The 22,115-nt window shown below is 63.9% G+C and carries 21 protein-coding genes; 16 read left to right on the forward strand and 5 right to left on the reverse strand.

The annotated features are described in order from the left end of the window. The first annotated feature begins 36 nt into the window (after positions 1-36). From GU3_RS03640 to GU3_RS03660, 5 genes are read left to right on the forward strand one after another with little or no spacing between them, the layout of a single operon-like run. Positions 37-1,827, forward strand: a complete 1,791-nt coding sequence (locus GU3_RS03640) for an IucA/IucC family siderophore biosynthesis protein (protein WP_014291204.1) — start codon at positions 37-39, stop codon at positions 1,825-1,827. After that, on the forward strand, positions 1,814-3,544 hold the full coding sequence (locus GU3_RS17255; protein WP_014291205.1) for an IucA/IucC family siderophore biosynthesis protein: 1,731 nt from the start codon (positions 1,814-1,816) through the stop codon (positions 3,542-3,544). The genes GU3_RS03640 and GU3_RS17255 overlap by 14 nt, the downstream gene beginning before the upstream one ends. Continuing rightward, complete coding sequence (locus tag GU3_RS17260; protein ID WP_014291206.1) at positions 3,528-4,799, forward strand: AMP-binding protein; 1,272 nt, start codon at positions 3,528-3,530, stop codon at positions 4,797-4,799. The genes GU3_RS17255 and GU3_RS17260 overlap by 17 nt, the downstream gene beginning before the upstream one ends. Further along, entirely contained in the window at positions 4,799-6,106 is a 1,308-nt protein-coding gene (locus GU3_RS03655) for a DUF6005 family protein (protein ID WP_014291207.1), read from the forward strand. The genes GU3_RS17260 and GU3_RS03655 overlap by 1 nt, the downstream gene beginning before the upstream one ends. Further along, positions 6,106-6,936 carry a sugar phosphate isomerase/epimerase gene (locus GU3_RS03660; RefSeq protein WP_014291208.1) on the forward strand — a complete coding sequence of 277 codons (831 nt, stop codon included), beginning with the start codon at positions 6,106-6,108 and terminating at the stop codon, positions 6,934-6,936. The genes GU3_RS03655 and GU3_RS03660 overlap by 1 nt, the downstream gene beginning before the upstream one ends. Here GU3_RS03660 and asnC read toward each other — a convergent pair whose 3' ends face one another. Next, entirely contained in the window at positions 6,937-7,413 is a 477-nt protein-coding gene (gene asnC / locus GU3_RS03665) for a transcriptional regulator AsnC (RefSeq protein ID WP_014291209.1), read from the reverse strand. 136 nt (positions 7,414-7,549) lie between these two features. On the opposite strand from asnC, the gene asnA reads away from it, so the two are divergent. Next, positions 7,550-8,542 carry an aspartate--ammonia ligase gene (gene asnA / locus GU3_RS03670; protein ID WP_014291210.1) on the forward strand — a complete coding sequence of 331 codons (993 nt, stop codon included), beginning with the start codon at positions 7,550-7,552 and terminating at the stop codon, positions 8,540-8,542. A 62-nt stretch (positions 8,543-8,604) separates the two neighbouring features. Here the strand turns inward: asnA and GU3_RS03675 are convergent, their stop codons facing one another. Then, a complete protein-coding gene (locus GU3_RS03675) occupies positions 8,605-9,012 on the reverse strand; it encodes a CBS domain-containing protein (protein WP_014291211.1) in 408 nt (135 codons plus the stop codon). 215 nt (positions 9,013-9,227) lie between these two features. On the opposite strand from GU3_RS03675, the gene GU3_RS03680 reads away from it, so the two are divergent. The 8 genes from GU3_RS03680 to GU3_RS16590 all read left to right on the forward strand — a co-directional run bounded on the left by GU3_RS03680 (position 9,228) and on the right by GU3_RS16590 (position 17,895). Continuing rightward, a complete protein-coding gene (locus GU3_RS03680) occupies positions 9,228-10,667 on the forward strand; it encodes an ATP-binding protein (protein WP_041542900.1) in 1,440 nt (479 codons plus the stop codon). Then, positions 10,660-11,157 carry a hypothetical protein gene (locus GU3_RS03685; RefSeq protein WP_014291213.1) on the forward strand — a complete coding sequence of 166 codons (498 nt, stop codon included), beginning with the start codon at positions 10,660-10,662 and terminating at the stop codon, positions 11,155-11,157. Before GU3_RS03680 ends, GU3_RS03685 begins: the two co-directional genes overlap by 8 nt. Beyond that, positions 11,154-12,494 carry a sigma 54-interacting transcriptional regulator gene (locus GU3_RS03690; protein WP_014291214.1) on the forward strand — a complete coding sequence of 447 codons (1,341 nt, stop codon included), beginning with the start codon at positions 11,154-11,156 and terminating at the stop codon, positions 12,492-12,494. The genes GU3_RS03685 and GU3_RS03690 overlap by 4 nt, the downstream gene beginning before the upstream one ends. A 59-nt stretch (positions 12,495-12,553) precedes the next feature. Next, complete coding sequence (msrP, locus tag GU3_RS03695; protein WP_014291215.1) at positions 12,554-13,564, forward strand: protein-methionine-sulfoxide reductase catalytic subunit MsrP; 1,011 nt, start codon at positions 12,554-12,556, stop codon at positions 13,562-13,564. After that, entirely contained in the window at positions 13,564-14,160 is a 597-nt protein-coding gene (locus tag GU3_RS03700; protein WP_014291216.1) for a sulfite oxidase heme-binding subunit YedZ, read from the forward strand. Before msrP ends, GU3_RS03700 begins: the two co-directional genes overlap by 1 nt. 75 nt (positions 14,161-14,235) lie before the next feature. After that, entirely contained in the window at positions 14,236-14,697 is a 462-nt protein-coding gene (locus GU3_RS03705; protein ID WP_014291217.1) for a hypothetical protein, read from the forward strand. A gap of 176 nt (positions 14,698-14,873) precedes the next feature. Continuing rightward, complete coding sequence (locus GU3_RS03710) at positions 14,874-16,790, forward strand: DNA topoisomerase III (protein WP_014291218.1); 1,917 nt, start codon at positions 14,874-14,876, stop codon at positions 16,788-16,790. 43 nt (positions 16,791-16,833) lie between these two features. Continuing rightward, complete coding sequence (locus tag GU3_RS16590; RefSeq protein WP_014291219.1) at positions 16,834-17,895, forward strand: trypsin-like peptidase domain-containing protein; 1,062 nt, start codon at positions 16,834-16,836, stop codon at positions 17,893-17,895. A 161-nt stretch (positions 17,896-18,056) separates the two neighbouring features. On the opposite strand, the gene GU3_RS03720 is transcribed toward GU3_RS16590, so the two are convergent. Genes GU3_RS03720 through GU3_RS03730 form a run of 3 tightly spaced genes read right to left on the reverse strand, consistent with a single transcriptional unit; the run spans position 18,057 to position 19,926 of the window. Further along, entirely contained in the window at positions 18,057-18,923 is an 867-nt protein-coding gene (locus GU3_RS03720) for a carbon-nitrogen hydrolase family protein (protein ID WP_014291220.1), read from the reverse strand. After that, a complete protein-coding gene (locus GU3_RS03725) occupies positions 18,920-19,519 on the reverse strand; it encodes a hypothetical protein (protein ID WP_014291221.1) in 600 nt (199 codons plus the stop codon). The genes GU3_RS03720 and GU3_RS03725 overlap by 4 nt, the downstream gene beginning before the upstream one ends. Continuing rightward, complete coding sequence (locus GU3_RS03730) at positions 19,516-19,926, reverse strand: ketosteroid isomerase-related protein (RefSeq protein ID WP_014291222.1); 411 nt, start codon at positions 19,924-19,926, stop codon at positions 19,516-19,518. Before GU3_RS03730 ends, GU3_RS03725 begins: the two co-directional genes overlap by 4 nt. A 188-nt stretch (positions 19,927-20,114) precedes the next feature. Here GU3_RS03730 and murB point away from each other — a divergent pair, with 188 nt between their 5' ends. Both murB and birA read left to right on the forward strand, forming a co-directional pair. Continuing rightward, entirely contained in the window at positions 20,115-21,143 is a 1,029-nt protein-coding gene (gene murB, locus GU3_RS03735) for a UDP-N-acetylmuramate dehydrogenase (protein WP_014291223.1), read from the forward strand. Next, a complete protein-coding gene (gene birA / locus GU3_RS03740; protein WP_041542902.1) occupies positions 21,131-22,105 on the forward strand; it encodes a bifunctional biotin--[acetyl-CoA-carboxylase] ligase/biotin operon repressor BirA in 975 nt (324 codons plus the stop codon). Before murB ends, birA begins: the two co-directional genes overlap by 13 nt. Positions 22,106-22,115: the final 10 nt, after the last annotated feature.

Raw genomic sequence — 22,115 nt, forward strand, 5'->3', positions numbered from 1 at the left:
AAGCAGGATGCACATCAGCGAAGACAAGGTGAACGGATGAGCACATCATCACGATATATTGCGGAACAGGCCACCCTGAGGGCCTTTCTTAACTGTTATCTGCGGGAAGTGGAGCCGGGCATGCAGTGCGGCCATGTGGTGGGCTCCGCCAACAGTGGCCTGCCCGCCACGGTGGACTGTGTGGAACTGCCCCTGGCCAGCCAGCAGGCGATGCTGCGGGTGGAGCTGACCTATCGCTCGCTCGTCGGCTGTCACCGTTTTGGCCGCTTATGGCTGCGGCGTAGCCGGGAGCACGGCTGGCGGGTGACCGAGGCCTTTACCGCCGTGCTGATGCTGGTGCACGAGATCTACCGCGGCTTTTGCCTGGGCGATGAGGAGCGGTTGCGAGGGCAGGAGCTGGAATTGCTGACCCGGCTGACCGACAGCTACCGGCACATGATGGAGCATATCGAGGGCGCCCGGGATCAGGCGGCCCCGGCCCATTTTATCGACACCGAACAGTCGCTGCTGTTTGGTCACTGGTTGCATCCCACCCCCAAAAGCCGGCAGGGCATGACCGACTGGCAGCAACGCTGCTATGCCCCGGAGCAGCGCGGCCGCTTTGCCCTGCACTATTTCGCCGCCCGCCCCGAGCTGGTACGTCACCGCTCTTCCCGGGCCACATCGGTGCCCGCCATCGTCAACACCCTGCTGGGAGCCGATGCCGCCCGCCTGGCCCGTGATGATGGCAAGCTGTTACTGCCCATACACCCGTTGCAGGCCGAGGCGCTACTGCTGACGCCGGCGATCCAGGCGTTGATGGAAGACGGCAGCCTGGTTCACCTGGGGCCGGCTGGCCATGCGTTTACCGCCACCTCCTCGGTGCGCACCCTCTATTGCGAGGCGCTGCCCTGGATGATCAAGTGTTCCATTCCGGTGCGCATCACCAACTCCCTGCGCCGCAACCGAAGCCATGAACTGGATGCCGGCCTGATGATGGATCGCCTGCTGGAACGCACCGGCTTTGCCCGGCGCTATCCGGCCTTTGGCATGCTCCATGATCCGGCCTGGATCACCCTGGATCTGCCCGGGCAGGAGGAAAGCGGCTTTGAGGTGATAGTGCGGGATAACCCCTTTTCCGGCGAGGCCGGCCGGGGGGTCACCAACCTGGCGGCGCTGACCGCCGAGCCGTTGCCCGGTGAGTCCTCCGCCCTGGCCGGGTTGATTGCGGACATTGTGGCGCGGGACGGCGACACGCCGGCCATGGTGTGCCGGCGCTGGTTTGAACGCTACCTGGATTGCGCCCTGGAGCCGCTGATCTGCCTGTATGACGAGCACGGCATTGCCCTGGAGGCCCATCAGCAGAACAGCCTGCTGCGGGTGAGCGAGGGCTATCCCACCGGCTATGTCTACCGGGACAACCAGGGCTATTACCTGTCTGAGCGCTACCGCGACTCCCTGCAGGCGCTGCTGCCGGAAGCGGCAGGCACGGCCTCGCTCTATTACCCGGACGAGGAAATCCGGGATCGCTTTGCCTATTACGCCGTGGTCAACCAGGTGTGTGCCGTGGTAAGCCGCATGGGCAATGACGGCCTGATCGACGAGGCCTGTCTGGTGACGCTGCTGCGCCGGCGGCTGGAACGACTCGGCGAACAACTGCAGGGCGCCGGCCGCGATTTTGCGCTGTCGCTGCTGAGCCGCCCCTTTATTCCTGCCAAGGGCAATTTGCTGACCCGCCTCTATGACGTGGACGAGCTGGACGCCGACAACGAGCAGGCGATTTACACCCGCTTGCCCAACCCCCTGTGCCCCGAGGCGCTCAAGGAGGTGACCCATGCCGTTGCCTGACGCACAGCACGAACACCCCGAGCAACGGGTGCTGCGCCAGCTGGTGGAAGCCCTGCTGTTTGAGCAACGCCTGCCCTGGGGCTGGCAGTCCTTTGAGGAAGGCCGTTTCCTGTGCTGGCAGCAGCAGGGCGATCATTATCGTTGCCGGGCTCAAGTGGGATCCTTTGACCGGGTACGCATTCAGACCGGCAGCCTGCAGCGACGTGAAGGCGACCACTGGCGAGCGGCCGACGTACCGCGGCTGCTGGCCACCCTGCCGGCGCTGGAGGCGGCACGGCAGCGGCTGGCGGAGGAGCTGGCCCAGACGGTGCGCCTGTGCCGCTGGAACCAGCACCGGCTCAGTGCGCCCCTGTCCCGGCGCGAACTGGACTATGCCGGGCTGGAATCGGCCCTGGACGAGGGCCATCCTTACCATCCCTGTTTCAAGGCCCGCACCGGCTTCAGCGAGCGGGACCACGAGGACTACGGCCCCGAGGCGGGTCGGAGTTTTCGCCTGGTCTGGCTGGCGGTGCCCCGTCAGCGCTTGCGCCAGTCCCTGCCGAACAACGAAGCGGCGTTCTGGCAGCAGGAGCTGGGCTCGGAAGTCTGGCATGAGCTGGACGAGCGTCTGCACCGCCAGGGCGGCAGCTGGCAGGCCCATGGTCTGCTGCCCCTGCATCCCTGGCAGTGGCGGCAGCTGGGTGGGGTGCTCACCGGCCGGCAGCAGTGCCTGTGTCTCGGCGAGGCCGGAGACCGGTACCAGGCCAGCCAGTCGGTGCGCACCCTGTTCAATGTCTCGCACCCGGAGCGGGCCAACGTCAAGCTGGCGATGAACATGGTGAACACCTCATCCAAGCGCACCATAGCGCCGCACTCGGTGTGCAGCGCGCCCCATATCTCCCGCTGGCTGCAGCGCGTGGTGCAGAGCGATGCGCTGTTTGCCGAGCGCTACCCTCTGGTGCTGCTGGCGGAGTACGCCGGCGTAATTGCCGACGAGCAGGGCGAACTGGCCGCCATCTGGCGCCAAAGCCTGATGCCCCTGCTGCGCCACGAAGAAAGCGCTGTCCCCTTCAATGCCCTGATGATGGTGGAGCGCGATGGCCGCCCCTTCGTCGATGACTGGATTACTCACCACGGCCTGGAACGCTGGCTGCACCGGCTGTTCGAGGTGGCGGTACTGCCGGTCTGGCACCTGCTGGTGGCCCATGGCATCGCCCTGGAAGCCCACGGTCAGAACATGGTGTTGCTGCACGAGCAGGGCTGGCCCAGCCGGCTGGTGCTCAGGGACTTTCACGAAAGCGTGGAATACGTGCCCGACTTTTTGCGTGAGCCCGGGCAGGTACCGGACTTCCTGGCGCTGGACCCCTGCTACCGGCAGGCGGAGCCCAACCAGTATTACTGGATGGAAACCCCGGAGTGGCTGCGGGAGCTGGTGATGGACACCCTGTTCGTGTTCAACCTGAGTGAAGTGTCCTGGCTGCTGGAGCGTCACTACGGCCTGCCTGAATCCCGCTTCTGGTCATTGTTGGCCGGCCGACTGATGGCCCACGCCGAAGCGCACGGGCTGCAGGCCCGTCTCATGCAACTGGGCCATGGCGCTGCCCACATCTATGCCGAATCTCTGCTGACCCGCAAGTTGTCGGGCAACCGGGTGGAATGTCATCACCTGGTCTCCAACCCGCTAAGTCCGGAACTGAATCCTGTTACGAGAGCTGAATCCGATGTTGTATGTAAATGATCACTATATTGACCAAGCCTGGTTTGCCGAGGCCGGCGAGCGTCTGCGTACCCTGCCGGCTCTGGCCAACTGCCCCCGTTACCGTTACGCGGTTTGTCTGAGCAACACCGCCGACTGGCTGGCCTGGTTCTTCCTGCTGCGTGAGGCGGGCGGCAGCGTGCTGCCTTTGCACGGCGAGCTGCCACTGGCGGCGGCGCGGCGCGCGGCACAGCGGGCCGGTTGCCACTGGTTGATCCACGGTGAGCAGGTTGAACGACTGGAAGGAGGCGTGACCCCGGCCGAGGGCGGGGAGTTGCTGCAGATGAGTTCGGGCACCACCGGGGAGCCCAAGTGCATCGCCCGTACCTGGGCCAGCATCGAGCGGGAGCTCGACAGCTATGTGTCCGCCTTTACCGAGCCGGCGTCGATGACGGCGGTGATCGCCTGCCCGGTGACCCATTCCTATGGCCTGATCGCGGGCCTGCTGGTGGCGCTGAAGCGGGGTCAGCAGCCGGTGGTGATCGACAACCTCAATCCCAAATATCTGCTGCGGCGGCTGCGGGAGCTGTCGGCGCCGCTGCTCTATTCGTCGCCGGCCATGCTCAATACCCTGTGCCGCCTGCTGCCCGCCGGTGAGCGGCTGCACGGGGTGATGACCTCGGGTACCGTGCTGCCCGGCCCCTGGTTTGAGGCGCTGAGAAAATCCAGCCGGCATCTGTTTCAGCAGTACGGCTGCTCCGAGGCCGGCTGCATTGCCATCAACCCGGACGTGCAGGCTGCCGGTGACATCGGCTTTGTGCTGCCGCACCTGAGCCTGGTGAATGCCCCCGGCCAGGACGCCCCCGGCGAGCTGGTGGTGCAGGGCGACGATGGCCTTGTTCATACTCGGGATCTGGGCTGGCGCCGGGACGACGGCATGCTGGTGTTTGTGGCCCGGCTGGACGACACCATCAACGTCGCCGGCCTCAACGTCTACCCCCAGGAGGTGGAAGACGTGGTCATGGCGATGGAGGCGGTGCGCGACGCCGTGGTGATCCGAAAGGCGGATGCCTTTGCCGGCGAGCGGGTCTGCCTGCTGTTCAGTGCGGATCGTATCGTGTCGGCGGCCGAGCTGCGGGAATGGTGCCAGGGCCGGCTGGCCCGGCATCAGCTGCCCCTTGAAATGCAGCAGCTGCAACAAATTCCCCGTCAGCACAACGGCAAGATCAGTCGCCGGGAGGTGGCGGCCCGCTTCGAGGATGGCAGCCTGGCACTGACCGAACAGGAGGTATGCTAATGGAGCAGCACGCCATCATCACTGCCATTCACTCGGTGCTGCGGGATACCCTGGCGCACCCGCACCTGACGGCCTTCGGCCCCGAGGCCCGGCTCAACGAGGATCTGTACCTGGACTCGATTCAGGTGCTGCAACTGCTGATGCACCTGGAGCTGGACCTGGGCTTTGTGATCCCCGACACCGCCTTCGGCCGGGACGACTTTGACACCGTGGCCGGGCTGGCCGCCTTTCTCGGCCGGCTGGGCGCCGTCGCTCCTGTCACCGACCAGGTTGAGGACAGCCAGGTCGGCGGGGCCAATCTTGGGGTGCACGGTGAGGAGTATGAAGACATCAAGGTGCACTGTTTTGTCAGCTGTGTGTGCGATGCCCTCAAGCAGGCCGGTATCGATCACCGGCCCTACTACTTCTCGGTGTGGGATGCGGATTTCGCCATCGGCCCGGACTGGACGCTGCGTTATCACGCCCCTTCCATCAATCATGATTTTTTCCGGGACTGGTTCGAGCGGCTCTACGGCGTGGATCTGCACCATTGGTACAGAGACGACGCCGGCAAGGCCGATAATATCGTCACCCTGTGTGAGCTGGTCGAGGCGCGGCCCGACACCGGCTCGGTCATGGTGATGCTGGACTTGTACCAGCTGCCGGAGCGGGAGAACAAGTTCAACCAGAACCCCTTCCCCCATTATGTGTTGCTGGAAACCACCGCAGACCCGGACATCTGGCGAATGCGGGATCCGGACTACCGCTGGGAAGGCGAGCTGCCTAAGGCTCGCATTCTACAGGCGGTGGATCAGCCCACCGTGGCCGGCGGCTGGCGTTTTGACCGCAGCCAGGCGAAGACACCGGTCCCGGCCCTGGTGCGGGATTACTTCCAGGCCTGTTTTCAGCCCGGGCACAATGCCCTGACCCAGGGCGTGCGAGGGATCCTCGCCGCCCATGTGCAGGGCACCAACGGCGTGGCCCTGTCCGGCCTGGAGCGGGCGGTGCGCGAGCTGCCGGTGATTTCGGTGCGCAAATACGCCTATGAGCACGGTTTCGCTTTTTTTTGGCGGGAGCTGGGGCTGGCCAACGACGACTTCGAACACTGGTGCGACGAGATTGAAGCGCTGATCACCGGTTTCCGGGCCTTGCATTATCAGCTGCTCAAGCTGGCCCAAAGCCAGGACCTGGGCCTGGTGGCAGGCATTGAACGGCAGCTGAACGAACTCGATGCCGTCGAGTTTGGCATCAAGGGCGAGCTGGAGAGGGTATTCGCCGTCTGGTGTGAGCATCACGGTCTGGCGCAAACTGAACGGGAGGTAGCCTGATGGAACTGGCCTTGTGCACCATCAGTTTTCGTCATCATCTGGTGTCTCTGGCGGAGCTGGCGCTGTGGGCCCGTAACCACGGTTTCAGCGGCATCGAACTGTGGGGCGCCCATGCCCGCAACCTGGCAGCGCAGCCCCAGTACAACGCCGACTGGCTGGGCACCTTCGGGCTCAGGGTGCCCATGCTCAGCGATTATCTGCCCACGGAGGGACCGGCGGCGGAGCGGCGCCGGCAAACCCAGCTATTGTGCGATCTGGCCGAACGGTGGGGAGCGCCGCGTCTGCGCACCTTTGCCGGGCGCAAGGGCAGCGCCGAGACCTCACCGGCGGAGCGTGCCGCCGTGGTGGCAGCCCTGCGCGAGCAGTGCCTGATTGCCGCCGATCATGGCCTGCGGCTGCTGGTGGAAACTCATCCCGGCACCCTGGCGGATGGCGGCGAGTCGATCCTGCGGTTGCTGGAGGAGGTGAATCACCCGGCGTTCGGGCTCAACTTCGACACCCTGCACGTATGGGAGGGGGGAGACGATCCGCTGACCTTGCTGGCACAGACAAGGCCCCATGTGGATTATTTTCACCTCAAGAACGTCAGTGACCGGGAACGGCTGGCGGTGTTTGCGCCGGGCAATGTCTACGCCGCCGCCGGTTGCCGGGATGGCATGGTGCCGCTGTTCGAGGGATGTGTGGACTACCGGGCCTTTCTGGCGCCCTTGCTGAATGACCCTGACGCCAGTGCCTCGCTGGAATGGTTCGGCCCCGATGCCTTTACCGTGCTGCGCCAGGACCGGCTGGCCATCCGTGAGCTGGGCCGGCCGCTGGCGGCCTGTGGCTGATCAGGGGGTGACGTCCCGATCGATGGGCTGCTGCAACGAGATCAGGGTCTCGGTGGACTGAATTTCCTCGATGGGTTGCAGCCGGTGGATCAGTACCCGCTGTAACTCGTCGATGGAGCGGGTCATGACCTTGATGAAAATGTTGTAGTGGCCGGTGGTGTAATAGGCTTCTACCACTTCCTCCAGCGCTTCCAGCTGAGCCAGCGCCCGCGGATAGTCCCGGGCGCTTTTCAGTATGATGCCGATAAAGCAGCAGACGTCGTAACCCAGCTTCTTGGCGTTCACCTGTACTCGGGTGCCTTCGATGATGCCTGCCTGCTTCATCTTTTCCACCCGCACGTGAATGGTGCCGGGGCTGACGCCAAAACGCTTGGCCAGCTCGGCATAGGGGGTGCGGGCATTGTCCATCAGCGCCATCAGAATGGATTTGTCCAGATTGTCGATTCGATAATGAACATCGCCTTTTTCCAGGTGCATCTAACGATTCCTTAAAATTTTTGTATTATTTTGATGAATCTAAATCCGTAAATGAGTTTTTTCCAGTGGTTGTTGAATTTGGTGTTCGTTTCCATGATTATTCTTCAAAACCAATCAGCAAGCTCAGGTGGATGAGATGAAAAAAGCCTACATAGAACGCCAACGCCAAATCCGATTCGTAAAGGAGTATTTCTCCGGTCAGCTGGCGCAGCAGCTCAATCTGCTGGAAGTTCAGGCCCCCATTCTCAGCCGTCTGGGTGATGGCATGCAGGACAACCTGTCCGGCTCCGAAAAGGCGGTGCAGGTAAAGGTCAAGGCCATTCCCGGTGAGAGTTACGAAGTGGTGCACTCCCTGGCCAAGTGGAAGCGCCACACCCTGGGACGTTTCGGTTTTGAGCCGGGTGAGGGCATCTATACCCACATGAAGGCGCTGCGCCCGGACGAAGACCGTCTCAGCCCCATTCACTCCGTCTACGTGGATCAGTGGGACTGGGAGCAGGTGATGAGCGCCGAAGACCGCCATGAAGGCTTTCTGGTGCAGACCGTGGAACGCATCTATGGCGCCATCAAGCGCACCGAGCAGGCGGCGGCTGCCGAGTTTGGCATCACTCCCTTCCTGCCGGAGAAGATCCAGGTGCTGCATGCCGAAGCGCTACTGGCCCGTTATCCGGAGCTCGACGCCAAGGGCCGCGAGCGCGCCATCGCCAAAGAGCTGGGTGCTGTCTTCCTGGTCGGCATCGGCGGCAAGCTGAGCCACGGTGAAATCCACGACATGCGCGCCCCGGATTACGACGACTGGTCCACCGAGGGCAAGGACGGCCTGGCCGGCCTCAACGGCGACATTCTGGTGTGGAACCCGGTGCTGGAAGACGCCTTTGAGATTTCCTCCATGGGCATTCGGGTGGATCAGGACGCCCTGCGTCGTCAGCTGGCGCTGACCGGCCACGAAGAACGCGCCGAACAGGAATGGCACCAGGCGCTGCTGGCGGGCGAGCTGCCCCAGACCATCGGCGGCGGCATTGGCCAGTCTCGTCTCGCCATGTTGCTGCTGCAACTGGGCCATATCGGCCAGGTGCAGTGCGGGGTGTGGCCGGCGGAGCTGAGTGAGACCGTAGACGGTCTGCTGTAAGTCAAGGTCACAGATAACACCAAGGGGCGCCGAGGCGCCCCTTGGTGATCCTGCGCTTGGGCTCAGTAGGTGGCCAGGCAGGTCTTGAGCTGGTTGTTGAGAAAGCTCATCACCTGATGGCGGGTGACCATGCCGACCACTTTTTTGCCTTCCACCACCGGATACAGCTTGGGCTTGGGGCCGCCCATGGTGCGCGCCAGCTCGAATACGTCGGTATCGGGCGTCACCGTCAGCGGATCGTGGCGCATCACGTCTGCCACCACAATGCGGTTATCGCAGTGATAGCTGGCGTTGATGAGCTTGGGAATGCAGTCCTGCTCCGACAGAAAACCGATAATGCGGCGCTGGGAGTCCACCACCGGCAGTCCGCTCAGGCCGGACTCCAGCATGCGATCCAGTGCTTCCGAAATTGACATGTCCTGGGTCAGCAGCGGCAGGCTGTGCCGCATGATTTCGCTTACTGTTGCCATGGCCATTCTCCTTTAACTTGCTGATAAGCCGAGTGTGGCAGGCATTTTGCCGAGGGGCCAATCGCCCTTGCCTTTATGTTTGATAGTTGAGTACCCGGCCCTATTTTCAGCATAGTCCGTCCATGCCGGGCCGGCCGGCACATTCCCGATCCGCCTTTGCCGGCATTTTTGTTATTCTGCGCTTCTTTCATCCCCGATTGTGGAGCAAGAGCTTGATGTCAAAAGCGGCCAGAGGCTTTGCCCCCCGCTCGCTGTTGCGGCTGGTGTTGATCGCCTTCACCCTGGTATTGCTGCCCCTGATCCTGCTGGTGATCCAGAACAGCCGTACCCTGGAGCAGGTGAACCGGCTGGCGGAGGAGGGCATGCAAAGTGCGGTGATCGACACCCGCCGGGCCTCAGACATGAACGATCTGGCGCTGGACATGGAGCGGGCCATTCGCCGTTACGCGGTGCTGGAGGCGCCGGATCTGCGGCTGCAATATCTGCGGTTGCTGGAGCGTTATCGCAAGGAGATGGAGCCGCTGTTGCGGGTGGTGGATGCGGGGGAGCTCGACGCCTCGTTGCGGCGCCAGCTGGTGGAGCTGGTGGATCTGGCCCAGGCCAGCGGTGCCCAGATCCGCGAGCGGGCCGATATTTTCGATGCCTTTAACCAGGCCAATGTGGAGCTGGATCGACTGGCCCGGGAGCAGATCGACGTGCGCATTGTGCGTTTGCGCGAGCGAGTGGCCGAGATGCGTCAGCGCATGTGGCTGCTGAGCGGCGGCCTGGGCGGCGCCAGTCTGGTGCTGGCGCTGCTGTTTACCTACCTGATCATTCGCCCGGTACGCCAGCTGGAACAGCGCATTCAGGGGCTGGGGGCCGGGGGCGAGCCCGATGAGCGCCCCATCCGCGGTCCCGCCGAGCTGGTGGAGCTGGGGGAACGGCTGCGCTGGCTGCACCACCGGCTGCGGGAGCTGGAAGCCCAGAAGCTACAGTTTCTGCGCCACCTTTCCCACGAGCTGAAAACCCCCCTGGCCAGCCTGCGGGAAGGGGCCGACCTGCTGGCGGAAAAGGTCACCGGGCCACTCACCGCCGAGCAGGAGGAGATTTGCGGGTTGCTGGTGGACAACAGCTTTCGGCTGCAGGGGTTGATTGAACAACTGCTCGACTACAACCGCATTCAGCAGGTGCAGGTCTTCCGCCAGCCGGTGGCGCTGGCGCCGCTGCTGGAGGAGAGCCTGGAGGCCCATCGCCTGACCCTGGAAAACAAGGGCATTCGGGTCAGCCTGGCGGTGGATGAAACGCCGCCGCTGGCGGACAATCACCGGCTGCGGCTGGTGCTGGAAAACCTGATCTCCAACGCCGTCAACTACGGTGACGAAGGCGGTGACATTCACATTGAGGCCAGGGCCGGTGAGCAGGAATATGTGCTCAGCGTGGCCAACCGCGGCCAGCCGATACCGGCCGCCGAGCGGGAGCGCATTTTCGAGCCCTTTGTGCAGGGCAGCCAGGAGCGCAAGGGCGTGCTCAAGGGCTCGGGCATTGGCCTGAGCATAGCGCGGGAAGCCGCCATCAGCATGGGTGGCCGGCTGACGCTGGATTCAACACAACCGGGCTGGGTCCGCTTTGAGCTGGGCCTGCCGGGGCACGGTAACAAGGAACATAGCGATGAATAAAGTATGGGTATGTGGCGTGCTGGCACTGCTGCTGAGCGGGTGCAGCGCCACGGGACCGTTTTCATTTGGCGAGCTGCACCTGCCCCGCTCGCTGGAGGCCAGCAGCAACGACGAACTGCTGCACTGGCTGCAGCTGTCGAACGGCATCATGCAAAGCAGCGAGGCAGAGCGGCTGAACGAGATCCGGCGGCTGCAGCAGCCCGGGCAGGACAATGATCTGGTGCTGGCGCTGTGGCTGAGCCATCCCAAGGCCAACCTGGCCCAGCGGCAGCAGGCCCAGCAGTTGTTCAGCCGGGTGCTGCCGGGGGTGAATACCCACCTGCAGAAATTTTTTGCCATTCACCAGGCTTACAATCAGGAGCTGATCACCTTTAACCGGGTGGTCACGGACCGCCAGCAGCAGATCAATACCCTGACCCGCAAGCTGAATGAGCTGGCCACCATTGACGAACAGATCAACGAACGTCGTTATCAGGAAAACGGGCAATGAAGCGCAAGGCCAGGATACTGCTGGTAGATGACGACGCCAGCCTGCTGAAATTGCTGGGACTTCGGCTGCGCAGCGAAGGGTTTGAGGTGGCTACCGCTACCTCCGGCGCCGAGGCGCTGGAATGGCTGGAGCAGGAACGCCCCGATCTGGTGCTGAGCGACCTGAAAATGGACGGCATGGACGGTCTGGCGCTGTTTGACCGCATTCAGCGCCAGCACGTGGGCCTGCCGGTGGTGATCATGACCGCCCACGGCTCCATTACCGATGCGGTGTCCGCCACCCGTGCCGGGGTATTCGGTTTTCTTACCAAGCCCATTGACAAGGAAGCCCTGCGCCGCACCATCAACGAGGCGCTGGCGGTGTCGCTGCCGGCCTTTGACGACGGCTGGCAGCACGATGTGCTGACCCGCAGCCCGGCCATGACGGGGGTACTGGAGCAGGCCCGGCGTATCGCCCCCCTCGATATCAGCGTGCTGATCACCGGCCCCGCCGGTGCCGGCAAAGAGCTGATGGCGCGCACCCTGCACCAGGCCAGCCCGCGCCGGGACCATCCCTTTATGGTGCTCAACTGCGGCGCGCTGACCGAGCCGCTGCTGGAGTCGGAGCTGTTCGGTCACGTCAAGGGGGCGTTCGAGGGGGCGGTGTCGGACCATGCCGGCGCCCTGGTCACCGCCGCCGGCGGCACCCTGCTGCTGGATGAGGTGGATGAGCTGCCGCCCCGGCTGCAGGGCCGGCTGCTGGGGGCGCTGGAGCAGCAGGAGGTCCGCCCCCGGGGGGGCAACCTGAGCATCCAGACCGATGTGCGGGTGCTGTCGGCCACCAGTCGCGACATGGTGGCGGCCATGGAGCAGGGGCGTTTTCGTGAAGATTTGTTCTACCGGCTGAACGTGGTCAATCTGGCCCTGCCGGCACTGAAGGAGCGGCCGGAAGACATTCCGCTGCTGGCGCGGCACTTTCTTGAGCAAATTCGACAGCGCCAGTCCACCCCGGTGACCGGCTTTGCGCCCGATGCCCTGGCGCTGCTGGCCTCGGCGCACTGGCCGGGCAATGTGCGCCAGCTGCGCAACCTGGTGGAGCAGGCGGTGGCCATGGCCTCTGCTCCGGTCATTGGTGCCCAGCTGGTGGAAGGCCTGCTGTCGGGCAGTGACGAGCAGTTTCCCAGCTTTAACGAGGCCAGGGCCGAGTTTGAACGCATGTATCTGAACAAGGTGCTGCGCATGACCGACGGCAACGTTACCCAGGCTGCCGCCCTGGCCGGACGCAACCGCACCGATTTTTACAAGCTGCTCAGCCGTCACGGCATCGAAGCCGGAACCTTTAAACGCAAGGAGGAATGACGAAAGTTTTTCGGCGTTGTCATGCTCTTTGTATACAAAATACGTCTTCAGGAGTCTTCATGCGCATCAAGGTTCGAAAAACGTCGGAGCTGAAAGAGCACCAGGTCACGCCGGAAACCGTGTATCAGCAGCGGCGTCGCATCCTGCAGGGCCTGGGGCTGGGGGCGGCGGCCCTCAGCCTGCCCGCCGGCGCCAGTGTGTTCAGCAGCCTGCTGGGCAAGGAAGAGGCCGCCGCACCCTCGAACCAAATGCCGCTGACCTTTGACCGGCCCGAGGCCTACCGGCCGGCGCTGACGCACACCGCCGAGCAGGTGGCCACCAGCTACAACAACTTCTACGAGTTCGGCACCGACAAGTCGGATCCGGCTCGCTACGCTCAGGGGCTGAAAACCCGGCCCTGGACCATTGAGATCGACGGCGAGGTGGACAAGCCGCAAACCATTGATGTCTGGGCCTGGCTGGAGAGACAGCGGCTGGAAGAACGCATTTACCGTCACCGCTGCGTGGAGGCCTGGTCCATGGTCATTCCCTGGCTGGGGGTGCCATTGGCCAGCATCATCAAGGCCGCCAATCCCACCTCAAAGGCGAAATACGTGGCCTTTGAAACCCTCTACGATCCCGAGCAGATGCGTGGCCAGGCCTCCCGTTATGTGGGGGGCGGTATCGATTACCCCTATGTGGAGGGGCTGCGCATCGATGAGGCGATGAATCCGCTCAGCCTGCTGGTGGTGGGCATGTACGGCAAGACCCTGCCCAACCAGAACGGCGCCCCGGTGCGGCTGGTGGTGCCCTGGAAGTACGGCTTCAAGGGCATCAAGTCGATCGTGCGCATCAGCCTCACCGAGCATCAGCCGCCCTGCACCTGGAACCAGCTGGCGGCTTACGAGTATGGTTTTTATGCCAACGTCAATCCGCAGGTGGATCACCCGCGCTGGAGCCAGGCCAGCGAGCGGGCCATCGGTGCGGGGGGGCTGTTTGGCAGCGAGCGCCAGCCAACCCTGATGTTCAACGGGTACGAAGAGGAAGTGGCCTCGCTCTATGCCGGCATGGATCTGAGGAAGTTCTACTGATGCGGCTCGATGCCCCGCGCCTGCGCCGGTTGCGGCTGCTGGTGCACGGCCTGGCGGCGCTGCCGTTGCTGTGGCTGCCCTGGGGCTTTGCCGCCGGCCACTTCAGTGCCGACCCCGTGCCCGAGCTGCTGCATTACCTCGGCATCTGGGCTCTGCGCCTGCTGTTGCTGACCCTGTGTATTGCGCCCCTGGCCCGGCGCTTTCGGCTCGGCCCCCTGGTGCGGCTGCGCCGGGCGGTGGGGCTGTGGTGCTTTGCCTATGCCAGCCTGCACCTGCTGGCCTGGGTGCTGTTGGATCTGCAGCTGGCCTGGGGGCTGATTGGTGAAGAGATTATCAAGCGGGGCTTTATTACCCTTGGCATGGTTGCCTGGGTGGTACTGCTGCTGCTGGCCATCACCTCCACCCAGGGCTGGCAACGCCGCCTGGGCGGTCACTGGCAACGGCTGCATAACTGGATTTACCCCACGGTGCTGGTGGTGTGCGTGCATTTCTGGTGGTCGGTCAAATCGGGCTGGATTGAACCCCTCATCTACCTGCTGGCCGGGCTGGTGTTACTCGCTTTGCGCCGAGACAAACTGACCCGGCTGTGGCGGTGATGCCACTGTTTTTGGTGTTGCCAGGTTTTCCGTTACACTGGCGGCTGTTTGTTTTCAGCCGCCATGGAGTAACCGATGGACGATCAACTGTGGGCCCTGTGCTTTCTCGATGAGGGAATAGCGCTGTCCATTATCAGCCGCAAGGAAACCCGCTGCCAGTGGCTGGCCGGCGAAGCACAGGCCCGGGAGTTCGTGCTCACCGACTACCTGCAGCATGTGGCCGAGCTGGGCGAGCTGGACCCGGATCAGCAGATGTCCGCCCGGGAGCGGTTTGAAGTGCTGATGGCCCAGTACCCGGATCCCCAGGTGCTCACCGAATACCTCAACGACCTCACCACCGGCCTGACCCGTATTGTCTGGTTTGGCCCGCTCCAGGCTTTGGCCGAGGACTATTCCGACTTCGCCCTGGCCCTGCGCGCCCACTATTGGGACGAATACGGCGAAGGAGACGAAGACCCGGTCACCCCGGTGCCCGAAGCCGACTGGCCCTACCTGGTGGAGGCCATGGACGACTTTCTGCTGAACGAGGATTACTGAGCCGAGTGTGTGTCTCTTTGGGCGATGAACATGCCTGAAGGAGGGCAGAGTGAATGTGCTCCACCGACCGTCACCTGCCAGGGAGGGCAGGTGCCGAGCGCCACAGGGAAGTGCTTGCAGCGTGTCGGTGGAGTACTCACTCTGGCCGACTGCCACTTCGCTATCAGACGATTCCCATGATTCTTTATATCGCCGAAAAACCCAGCCTGGCCCGGGCCATGGCCGAGGTGCTGCCCAAGCCCCAGCAAAAGGGTGACGGCTTTATTCGCCTGGCCAACGGCGACGTGGTCAGCTGGTGCATCGGCCACCTGCTGGAGCAGGCCGAGCCCGACGCCTACGATCCCGCTTTCAAACAGTGGCGGCGGGAGCACCTGCCGATCATTCCCGACGACTGGAAACTGGTGGCCAAGCCCAACACCAAAAAGCAGCTGGCGGTGCTGAAAAAACTGCTGAAAGAGGCCGACAGCATAGTGCACGCCGGGGACCCGGACCGGGAAGGGCAGTTATTGGTGGACGAAGTCATCAGCTACTGCAACGTGCCCGCCGCCAAACGGGAAGCGGTGCAGCGCTGTCTTATTAGCGATCTTAACCCGGCGGCGGTGAAAAAATCCCTGGCCACGCTCAAGCCCAATAAAGACTTCGTGCCCCTGTCGGTGTCGGCCCTGGCCCGTTCCCGGGCCGACTGGCTTTACGGCATCAACATGACCCGGCTGTGCACCCTGGCCGGGCGCAGCACCGGCTACAACGGCGTGCTCTCGGTAGGCCGGGTGCAGACCCCGGTGCTGGGGCTGGTGGTGCGCCGGGACAGGGACATTGCCGATTTTCGGCCCAAGCCCTTTTATGAGGTATTGGCGCTGCTGCAAACCGACAGCAAGGCGCAGTTTCGCGCCAAATGGCAACCCAGCGAGGCCTGCCAGCCCTGGCAGGACGAGGAGGGCCGGGTGCTGTCCCGGGCGTTGGCGGAAAACGTCATTCGTCGTATTACCGGTCAGCCGGGCCGAGTGCTGGCCGCCGACAACAAGCGCCAGCGCATTCCACCGCCGCTGCCCTACAATTTGTCGGCATTGCAGATCGACGCCGCCCGCCGCTTCGGGCTCAGTGCCAAACAGGTGCTGGATCTGTGTCAGGGGCTTTATGAACGGCACAAGCTCATTACCTATCCTCGCTCCGACAACCGTTATTTGCCCGCCGAGCACTTCGGCCAGGGGCCGGCGGTGCTGGCGGCCATTGCTGCCGTCTGCCCGGGACTGTCGCAGGCCGTGGCCGCCGCCGACACCGGCATTCGCGGCCGGGCCTGGAACGACGCCAGGGTGGAAGCGCACCACGCCATTATTCCCACTACCCGCCACACCGACGGCGCCCGGCTGTCCGGGACAGAGCGGCAAATCTATGAGCTGATCGCCCGCCAGTATGCCGCCCAGTTTTACCCTCATCAGGAGCTGGACGAGAAAAAAGTGGAGCTGGAGATCGCCGGCGGCCGCTTTGTGGCCAGAGCCCGGCAACAGCAGGTGGCAGGCTGGAAGGCGCTGTTTACCCAGGGCAAGGCCGACGAGGAAGAGGATGACGAACTGCAGGCTCAGTTGCCGGCCCTGAAGACGGGGGATACGGTGCAGTGCCTGCAGGGCGAACTGCAGGAAAAGCAGACCCAGCCGCCCCGGCCCTTTACCGACGCCACCCTGCTCTCGGCCATGACCCATATCGCCCGCTTTGTGACCGACGGTGAGCTGAAAAAAATTCTGCGGGACACCGACGGCCTGGGCACCGAAGCCACCCGGGCGGGGATCATCGAGCTGCTGTTTACTCGTGGCTTTCTTGAGCGCCGTGGCCGGCAAATTCACGCCACCGAAACGGGAAGCCGGCTGGTCGACAGCCTGCCCGCGTCCGCCACCACCCCCGACATGACCGCCCGCTGGGAAGCGGTGCTGGATGCCATCAGCCGCAAACAGGCGGGGTATCGCCAGTTTATGGAAGAATTGCAGGGGCAGCTGCCGATGCTGATCGACAGCGTCAAACCCGACGCCTTTCGTGGCCTGCAGGGGGGCAAGCCGCCCCGCAAACGCAGGGGGCCGGTCCGGCGCCGAGCCCGGGGCTGAGTCCTGCTATGCTTAGGCTTTCTCCCTCAGCGGAACAGCCTGCATGAAATCCAGCCTGACTTTCCTGTTCATTTCCCTGTTGCTGGCCGGGTGTGGCATGAATGCCGGCGAACAACAGCAGGCCGCCTATGCAGCCCGGCTGGCCGGCGACGATGCCGCCGCCTTTCGCCATTACCGGGAGGCCGCTGCCGGGGATCAGCCCGAGGCTCGCTACCGGCTGGCGCAACTGTATCTGGAAGGCCGCGGCACGGCGCAGAATACCGGGGAGGCCATCGACGGGCTGATGCGGCTGAGCAACAGCGAGGATCCGCAGTGGCGGTCCCGGGCCCACAAGCTGCTGGGCGAAATCTATGCCGGTGAACACGATCCTGCCGTGAAGGATCCCGGCCTGGCCGGCCGGCACTTTGCCGCCTGCGCCACCCTTGGGGATGACGACTGTGCCCGCCGCCAGGCCTTGCTGACGCCGCCCCGGCTGCAACTGCTTTCCGCTGTGGGGCCGGCGGTGTCGGCCGCCGACCTTTATGCCGAGCGCGGTCCCGCCGTGTACAAGGTGGTGGTGTATGAACAACTGGGAGCGGGGCTGGAGCCCTTGACCCTGGGCTCGGCGGTGGCCATCGATCCTTACCGGGCGGTGACCAGCTACCATCTGGTGGCGGCGGGCGGCGTGCCGGTGAGCATCAGCCGGGATGGCCAGCAGCCGGTGCGGGAAGCGGACATCATGGTGTGGCGGGTGCTGTATACGGATGCGAGGCGGGATCTGGCGCTACTGACCCTGAAAGACGGACGCCGGCTGGACTTCATTCAGAGAGCGCGCTCCGTGGAGCAGCTACAGGTGGGGGAGCGGGTGTTTGCCATCGGCTCGCCGGCGGGGCTCGACAAGACGCTGACCGAGGGCATTGTTTCCGCCCGGCGCAACCAGAATGGTGTGCAGATTATTCAGACCACGGCGCCCATCAGTTACGGCTCGTCCGGCGGCGGCCTGTTTGATGAAAGCGGCAATCTGGTGGGTATTACCACCAAGGGCGTGTCGGCCTGGGGCAACTTCAACTTCGCCGTGGCCGCCGACGAGGTACAGGCTTTTCTGGCCGAGAGTGCTTCTCCCTGAATTACCCGCAGGTGCTCTTTTGTTACAGGAAGCAGCAGCAGGGATTGCCATAGCCGACCGTCAAATGCCATGGAAGGCATTTGCCGAGCGTCACATGGAGGTGCTCGAAGCGTGTCGGCGAAGGCAACCCTGCTGGTGCTTCTCGTGACGGGCTCACAGAGTCAGTAACCTAGCTGGCCGTCCCAGTCCCTGTGGTTGAATACCTGCCCCTGAGCGCGCACGGTGTCCAGGGCATCCAGGTCCAGGGTGGCCACCACCCAGCCGGGCTGATTTGCTTCACCCATCACCAGAATGCCGTCGTCGGGATAGCCGTAGTCCACCGGGGTGTAGATGGCGGCGCGGCCGGTGTTCACGTCCACCGCTTCCGACCAGGGCGCCTCGCCCACGGTGGGGGACTGGGCCACAAAGCACTGGTTTTCCAGCGCCCGGGCCTGACTGCCGATGCGTACCCGGTGAAAACCGGCCTCGGTGTCGGTGCAGCTGGGCACCAGAATAAGCCGGGCGCCGGCTTCCACCTGGCGGCGCACGAGCAGCGGAAACTCGCTGTCGTAGCACACCGCCACGCCGACCTTGCCAAAGGCGGTGTCGAGCACCTTTATTTCCTCGCCGGCGCTGATGTGCCACTGCTCTCTTTCAAAGCGGGTCATCTGCAGCTTGTCCTGCCAGTCGTGGCTGCCGTCCGGGCGAAACAGGTGGGCCCGGTTGACGAAACGGCCGTCCGCCAGCCGCACCGGTATGGTGCCCGCCAGTATATGCAGGCCATGGCGCTTCGCCCGGCTTGAAAAGGCATGGATAAAGTCCGGCAGCAGGCTTTGCATGGCATCGAGCTGGGCATGCAGGTTGCGGTACACCGACTCGTCGAACAGGGACGCCAGCTCCATGGAAAAATACTCTGGCAGCAGCACAAAGTTGGCGTTTTGCGCGAGGGCGTCGGCCAGCAGCCGGTCGAGCTTGCGCTCAAAGGCCGGCCAGCTGCCGAGAAAGTCGATGTCATACTGGGCGCAGGCCAGTACCAGGGGCCGAGTCATAGTGGTGCCTCCAGGGACTTCAGGTAAAACTGCATGGGCTTGGCAGTTTCTTCGGGCTGATCCCGGTCCTTCCAGCGAAACCGGGTGAGCAGGCCGGGTTCAGGGTGATAGCCGAAACGGGCCCATATCTCGGTGAGTGGCCGGTAATCATCGGGCTTCAGCGGGTGGTGATCCGGACGCACCACGGCGCAGAAGGCGGCGGTGTCAAATCCCAGGGCCTGGGCATGCCGTTCCCGGCCCTCAAAAAAGGCCCGGTACAGGCCCCGCCCCCGGTAGCCGGGCAGCAGTACCGATTCGGCGCAGTAGAAGATGCGCGAGGTGTCGAGGCCGGCGGTGGCAAAGGGGGCGGTGAACTCGGCCACTTCCTCGGCCAGGGGCAGGCCGGTGGAGGCGCCTATCACTCGGTCACCCTCCAGGGCCAGTACACAAAGGCTGTGCGCGCACCGAGTGTAGGTGGCGAGATAGTCCATCTCATAGTCCAGGCTGCCGTCGTAAAGGTAGGGAAAGTCCCGGAACACGCTGATACGCAGTTCGGCCAGCTCGCTCAGCCAGGGAATGATCTGCTCACCGGTGACCGTTTCAATGCGCAGGCTCATGGGCTGACCTGGGCTATCCAGTCACTCAGGTTGTAATAATTGCTGATGCGTGCGATCTGGTTGTTTTCAATCTCGAAAAAGGCGCCGGCGGGCAGGCGGTAGCGCTGGCCGGCGGCCTCGGGCAGGCCCTCGTCGGTGCTCAGGTATTCTCCCAGCACCACGAACTCGGCGGCGGCCCGATCGCCGGCGGCATTGACCATGATCACCATGTCCACCAGCTGCTCTTTATAGTGGCGGTTCATGCGTTCCATAAAAGCGGCAAAGGCGGCCTTGCCGGTTTCGCGCCCGCCCTGGTTGATGTCGTGTACCACATCCTCGGTCAGCAGGCCGAGAAAGGTGTCCATGTCGCCCTCGTTAAAGGCGCGGTAATAGCGTTGAATCAGTTGTTCGCTGCGGGCATGGCTCATGGTATTGGCTCCTGAGGTTATCGGCCTTCGATTTCAGGGGAAAAGCCGGCACGAATCAAGATGGTAACCCTCGCGGTTGCGGTAAATCACTTTTACCAATGGGTAACAGTGCCGGGAAGGCGGGGCCGGTTAACCCCGCCGGCGTCTTGGGGTACACTGGCCCGGCATTTTTTCAGGACACCCATACCATGCCGAGCAACACCCATTCCCTGTTTCCCTTTAATACCTTTGGCCTGACACAGCAGGCCGACGAGGTGGTGATCCTGCAACGGCGGGAACAACTGGCCGAGCTGGCCCGCTACCCCGGGCCCCGGCTGGTGGTCGGGGAGGGCTCCAACCTGCTGTTTACCGCGCCCTTTAAAGGACAGGTGCTGGTGAACCGGCTGAAAGGCATCACAGTGACCGACACCGGGGACGCCTGGCGGGTGAGGGTGCAGGGCGGTGAAAACTGGCATGATCTGGTGTGTTATTGCCTGGAGCAGGGCATGCCGGGGCTGGAGAACCTGGCGCTGATCCCGGGTACCGCCGGGGCGGCGCCCATTCAGAACATCGGCGCTTACGGCGTGGAGCTGTCCCGTTTTTGCGAGCAGGTGGAAAGTTATGACTGGCGCAGCGGTGAGATGCGGCACTGGTCGGCGGCGGAATGCGCCTTTGGCTATCGGGACAGCGTGTTCAAGCATGCCGCCCGGGAGCACCTGATCCTGTCCATTACCCTGCGCCTGCCCAAGGTCTGGCAGCCGGTGCTGGGTTATGGCCCGTTGGGGGAGCTGGGTGAGGATGTCACTCCCCGGCAAGTGTTTGAGCGAGTCTGTGCCACCCGCCGGGCCAAGCTGCCGGATCCTGCCGAGCTCGGCAATGCCGGCAGCTTTTTCAAAAACCCCAAGGTCAGCCAGGCTGAGGGTGAAGCGCTGACGCTGGCCTGGCCCGGCTTGCCGCTGTACCCGGCGGAAGGTGGTCTGGTGAAGCTGGCTGCCGGCTGGCTGATTGACCAGGCCGGACTCAAGGGCACCAGCGTGGGCGGTGCCGCCGTGCACCAGCGTCAGGCCCTGGTGCTGGTCAACCGGGGCGGCGCTACCGCGGAAGACATTCTGAGGTTGGCGGCACTGGTGCGGGAACGGGTTCGGGAGCGCTTTGGCGTGGTGCTGGAGCCGGAGGTCCGGATGATCGGTGCCGAAGGCGAAACCCATCTGGACGAGGCGCTGGCATGTCTGAACTGACCCCGCTGCGCGAAGCGCTGCTGAAACGGCTGGCCGACGGCCAGTTTCATTCCGGTGAACAGTTGGGCGATGCGTTGCAGATAAGCCGGGCGGCGGTCAGCAAGCATGTACAGGCGCTCAAGAGCCTGGGGCTCGATATTTACAGTGTCAGCGGCAAGGGTTACCGGCTGGCGGTGCCGCTGCAGTTGCTGGACGCCGAGCGGCTTTCCCGGGCACTGGCACCGGTGCGGGTGGAGGTGATCCCGGTGATCGGCTCCACCAACCAGCACTGGCTGGAGTCCATCCCCCGCCTGAGCCAGGGGGATGTCTGCCTGGCCGAGTGCCAGACCTCGGGTCGGGGCCGGCGCGGTCGTACCTGGATTTCCCCCTTTGGCGGCCAGCTGATCATGAGCCTGTACTGGCGACTGGAGCAGGGCATGGCCGCGGCCATGGGGCTCAGCCTGGTGGTGGGGGTGGCCGTGGTGGAAGCCCTTGAAAGCGCCGGCTTTGGTGGTATCGAGCTGAAGTGGCCCAATGACCTCTACCTCAACGGCCGCAAACTGGCGGGCATACTGGTGGAAATGTCGGGCACCGCCGGTGGCCCCTGTCATCTGGTAATCGGCATGGGCCTGAATCTGGTGCTGCCTGCCACCGAGCAGGAGCGCATTACCCAGCCCTGGGCCGAGCTGGCGGAGCTGGGCGAGATCACCGACCGCAACGGCCTGGTGATCGCCCTGGTGCAGGGGCTACAGCGGGCGCTGACGCGTTTTGAACAGGAGGGCATCGCCGGCTTTCGCGAGTGCTGGAACCGGCTGGATCATTTCAACGGCAAGCCGGTACGGGTGCTGATGGGCGAGCAGCAAGTGCACGGCACCGCCCGGGGCATCGACGATCAGGGCGCACTGCTGCTGGAGCTGGAAAGCGGCGAGATCAAGCGCTACCTGGGGGGAGAAATCTCATTGCGGGGCAACGACAGGGATTAGGGACTCGGGA

The organism is Oceanimonas sp. GK1, assembly GCF_000243075.1.
Taxonomy (GTDB): domain Bacteria; phylum Pseudomonadota; class Gammaproteobacteria; order Enterobacterales; family Aeromonadaceae; genus Oceanimonas.

What these genes read in the sequence shown, in the direction of transcription:
- GU3_RS03700 (WP_014291216.1), top strand. Translation starts at nt 13,564, where the DNA reads ATGCGGCTCGATGCCCCGCGCCTGCGCCGGTTGCGGCTGCTGGTGCAC.
- GU3_RS03660 (WP_014291208.1), top strand. Translation starts at nt 6,106, where the DNA reads ATGGAACTGGCCTTGTGCACCATCAGTTTTCGTCATCATCTGGTGTCT.
- birA (WP_041542902.1), top strand. Translation starts at nt 21,131, where the DNA reads ATGTCTGAACTGACCCCGCTGCGCGAAGCGCTGCTGAAACGGCTGGCC.
- msrP (WP_014291215.1), top strand. Translation starts at nt 12,554, where the DNA reads ATGCGCATCAAGGTTCGAAAAACGTCGGAGCTGAAAGAGCACCAGGTC.
- murB (WP_014291223.1), top strand. Translation starts at nt 20,115, where the DNA reads ATGCCGAGCAACACCCATTCCCTGTTTCCCTTTAATACCTTTGGCCTG.
- GU3_RS03730 (WP_014291222.1), bottom strand. Translation starts at nt 19,926, where the DNA reads ATGAGCCATGCCCGCAGCGAACAACTGATTCAACGCTATTACCGCGCC.
- GU3_RS17255 (WP_014291205.1), top strand. Translation starts at nt 1,814, where the DNA reads ATGCCGTTGCCTGACGCACAGCACGAACACCCCGAGCAACGGGTGCTG.
- GU3_RS16590 (WP_014291219.1), top strand. Translation starts at nt 16,834, where the DNA reads ATGAAATCCAGCCTGACTTTCCTGTTCATTTCCCTGTTGCTGGCCGGG.
- GU3_RS03725 (WP_014291221.1), bottom strand. Translation starts at nt 19,519, where the DNA reads ATGAGCCTGCGCATTGAAACGGTCACCGGTGAGCAGATCATTCCCTGG.
- GU3_RS17260 (WP_014291206.1), top strand. Translation starts at nt 3,528, where the DNA reads ATGTTGTATGTAAATGATCACTATATTGACCAAGCCTGGTTTGCCGAG.
- GU3_RS03705 (WP_014291217.1), top strand. Translation starts at nt 14,236, where the DNA reads ATGGACGATCAACTGTGGGCCCTGTGCTTTCTCGATGAGGGAATAGCG.
- asnC (WP_014291209.1), bottom strand. Translation starts at nt 7,413, where the DNA reads ATGCACCTGGAAAAAGGCGATGTTCATTATCGAATCGACAATCTGGAC.
- GU3_RS03710 (WP_014291218.1), top strand. Translation starts at nt 14,874, where the DNA reads ATGATTCTTTATATCGCCGAAAAACCCAGCCTGGCCCGGGCCATGGCC.
- GU3_RS03680 (WP_041542900.1), top strand. Translation starts at nt 9,228, where the DNA reads ATGTCAAAAGCGGCCAGAGGCTTTGCCCCCCGCTCGCTGTTGCGGCTG.
- asnA (WP_014291210.1), top strand. Translation starts at nt 7,550, where the DNA reads ATGAAAAAAGCCTACATAGAACGCCAACGCCAAATCCGATTCGTAAAG.
- GU3_RS03655 (WP_014291207.1), top strand. Translation starts at nt 4,799, where the DNA reads ATGGAGCAGCACGCCATCATCACTGCCATTCACTCGGTGCTGCGGGAT.
- GU3_RS03690 (WP_014291214.1), top strand. Translation starts at nt 11,154, where the DNA reads ATGAAGCGCAAGGCCAGGATACTGCTGGTAGATGACGACGCCAGCCTG.
- GU3_RS03640 (WP_014291204.1), top strand. Translation starts at nt 37, where the DNA reads ATGAGCACATCATCACGATATATTGCGGAACAGGCCACCCTGAGGGCC.
- GU3_RS03675 (WP_014291211.1), bottom strand. Translation starts at nt 9,012, where the DNA reads ATGGCAACAGTAAGCGAAATCATGCGGCACAGCCTGCCGCTGCTGACC.
- GU3_RS03685 (WP_014291213.1), top strand. Translation starts at nt 10,660, where the DNA reads ATGAATAAAGTATGGGTATGTGGCGTGCTGGCACTGCTGCTGAGCGGG.
- GU3_RS03720 (WP_014291220.1), bottom strand. Translation starts at nt 18,923, where the DNA reads ATGACTCGGCCCCTGGTACTGGCCTGCGCCCAGTATGACATCGACTTT.